At 29.3% G+C, this 2998-nt stretch carries 4 protein-coding genes; all 4 read right to left on the bottom strand.

The window, feature by feature from the left end; genetic code table 11:
* The coding region (locus Q0V15_RS12675) for a thiamine phosphate synthase (RefSeq protein WP_297439506.1) at positions 1 to 404 on the bottom strand (404 nt) is incomplete at its 3' end.
* Entirely contained in the window at positions 404 to 1510 is a 1107-nt protein-coding gene (gene thiH, locus Q0V15_RS12670) for a 2-iminoacetate synthase ThiH (RefSeq protein WP_297439505.1), read from the bottom strand. The genes thiH and Q0V15_RS12675, both read right to left, overlap by 1 nt.
* Entirely contained in the window at positions 1510 to 2274 is a 765-nt protein-coding gene (locus Q0V15_RS12665) for a thiazole synthase (RefSeq protein WP_297439504.1), read from the bottom strand. The genes thiH and Q0V15_RS12665 overlap by 1 nt, the downstream gene beginning before the upstream one ends.
* 1 nt (position 2275) lies before the next feature.
* The coding region (thiF, locus tag Q0V15_RS12660; RefSeq protein WP_297439503.1) for a sulfur carrier protein ThiS adenylyltransferase ThiF at positions 2276 to 2998 on the bottom strand (723 nt) is incomplete at its 5' end.

Below are 2998 nucleotides of genomic sequence, written 5' to 3'. Positions count from 1 at the left end.
AATCCTATCTTACATTTAGTTTCATATATATTAGATGCCAAAATATATAAAGGTGCCAATTTTTCTACAATCTCAACTTCTTCTACTGAATGAATTGAAACTCCGACCTTTTCATTTAATGATTTTTTATATTTCAAAAAATCATTAAATTTTAAATGTAACATAACATTCTCAAGTCTTGAGTACACAGCTATATTGCTATTTATTATAAGCTTTGTTTTTCTATTCCCTATTATTAAAAGTATTTTTTTTGCTACTAAATACAATCTTTCATCTGAAAATTCTTTTTCTCTTAAAATAATATAATCTACTTTAGCTCTTACAACACCTTCTATAACTTTAAAATATTCTTCATCAGATGATACAAGATTTCTATTAGTTATAACATAAATTTCTTTATTCATTATAGTCTATCCCAATCTTTAAATATTGCTTGATACCCTTTTGCTTTAAGCATTTCTTTTATTTCGAGTGTTGTTCTATCATCTGAAATTTCAAATTGTTTTTCACCACTATTACTACTTTCACTATGCCCACCAACTTCTGTACTCACACCTGCTGACATTTTTGTAACCCCTAGAGGTAATAAGTTTTCTCTAAATCCTATTCTTTCTCTTGTTGATATATTAATAGCAGAGCTATGATGAAATAATCTTGCTACAAGTATACTTTGAACAAGATTTTTATCTGATACCTCTAGTACATCTTCAAAAACTCCTATATGTGGTCTTATTCTTGGAAAAGAAAATGCAATATCAATATCTGCATACTTGTCTAAAAGATATTTACCATGCATAATTGTAAAAAATATTTCAGACCTGAAATCAGAAAGTCCAAGAAGTGCTCCTATATTAATAGTTCTTATTCCTGAAACTGCTGCTCTCTCTGGTGCATCAAGTCTAAAATTATAATTTCTTTTAGGTCCTGCAATGTGAACAGACTTATATATTTCTCTATCATAAACTTCTTGATAAATAGTAAGTCCATCAGCACCTGCATCTATAACCTTTTTATAATCCTCTGTGCTCATTGGAAATATTTCTATTGTTATAGAATCAAAATACTTTTTTAAAACTTTTATAGCATCAATAATATAATCTGTTGGTGTATGTTTTAAACTTTCTCCTGTTAACAGAAGAATATTTCTGTACCCATCAGAATTAATTTTTTTAGCCTCTATTTCAATCTCTTCCATAGATAATTTCCCTCGGCTAATATCATTATCTATATTATAGGTACAGTATGCACATCTATTTACACAAAAATTAGCTATATATAAAGGCGTATATAATAAAACTGTTTTTCCAAAATGTCTATTTGTTATATCATTAGCTTTTCTAGCCATATTTTCTATATACTTTTCTGCTTTTGGAGATATAAGATTTAATAAATCCATATAATCAAGCTTATCTTTATCTATTGAATTTAATATATCAGAATCTGTGATGTTATTGAAATACCCAGTAAAATCAAAACCTTCAAACTCTTCAATAAAATCAATATATGACATTAATCTAAAAATCCTGTAAGTGGAGAAGATGCATCTGCAAAGTTTTTAACCATTCCACCTTTAGCAAGGTAAGCATTTCTACCAGCTTGTACTGCTTCTTTAAAAGCTTTAGCCATAAGTACTGGGTTTTTACTTGATGAGATAGCAGTATTTAAAAGAACTGCACTTGCTCCAAGTTCCATTGCATAAGCTGCATGAGATGGCATTCCAATTCCTGCATCTACAATTATAGGAATATCCAGTTCTTCTATCATAAGTTTTATAATTTCATCAGTTCTAACTCCACGATTAGTTCCAATTGGTGACCCAAGTGGCATAACTGCACAAGCTCCTGCTTCTTTCATATATCTTCCCATAACTAAATCTGGATTCATATATGGAAAAACTTCAAACCCTTCATTTGCAAGAATTTCAACTGCCTTTAATGTTTCAAGATTATCAGGCATTAAATACCTTGAATCATTTATAACCTCTATTTTAATCCAATTTCCAAACCCCATAGCTTTTGCTAGTCTAGCAATTCTAACTGCTTCATCTGCATTTCTTGCCCCTGAAGTATTAGGAAGCTTAATCATATCATTTGGAATATAAGAAGTTATATTCTCATCTTTATTTTGAAAGTCAACTCTTCTAACTGCCATTGTTATAACCTCACTAGAAGACTCTGCTATAATTTGTGGTAATAGTATATTAGAAGTTTTACCACTCCCTATAAATAATCTTGAAGAAAGTTTTTTTCCACCAATAATAAATTCATCATTCATTTTATAAATCACCATCCACTTCTATATTTTTCAAAAGAACTCTACATGTTGTATTAGCCATATGCCCTGATGCAATAAGAACTCTAGTAGACATAAGTCCACAAAACTCTTTAGCCTCTGACACACCATCACCACATATATATAGTCTTTTATTAAGTTTTTTAGTTTTAATTGTATTTGAAGGATATACCCCTGCCATACCATTACCTGAAATAATTATTTTATCTGTATTTAGCAAAATACTATTAATAAGTTCTGCTTTACAAATAGGATTATCAAAAGCTTCTATCACGATTTCACAGTCCTTAAATATATCCTTAGCATTTTTTTTATCAATAAAAGTATTTATTATATCGACATTGATAAAAGGATTAATCCTTTTTATATTTTCAAGTGTTGCCTCAGTCTTTAGACATCCAAGCTGTTCTATATAATAAGCTTGTCTATTTAAATTACTTGGTTCAACTACATCAAAATCAACAAGAGTTAAATTTCCAACACCTATTCTTGCAAGTGATAAAGCTATATTTGACCCTAGTCCACCAAGTCCTGCAATACCAACCTTAGCCTCTTTCAAAACTTCATAAACCCCTGGTGTATGTCTTGAAATCATCACTTCTTGTATCTCTTCTTTTGATAATTTTTCACCTTTTTTAATAAAGCTTACAGTATCATTATCAAATAATTGCTTATCATAATTTATAGGAAAACCATTAAGAATAAC

The sequence above is a fragment of the uncultured Clostridium sp. genome (assembly GCF_947036855.1).
GTDB lineage: Bacteria > Bacillota > Clostridia > Clostridiales > Clostridiaceae > Sarcina.
This window is presented reverse-complemented; position numbering and strand designations above follow the sequence as displayed.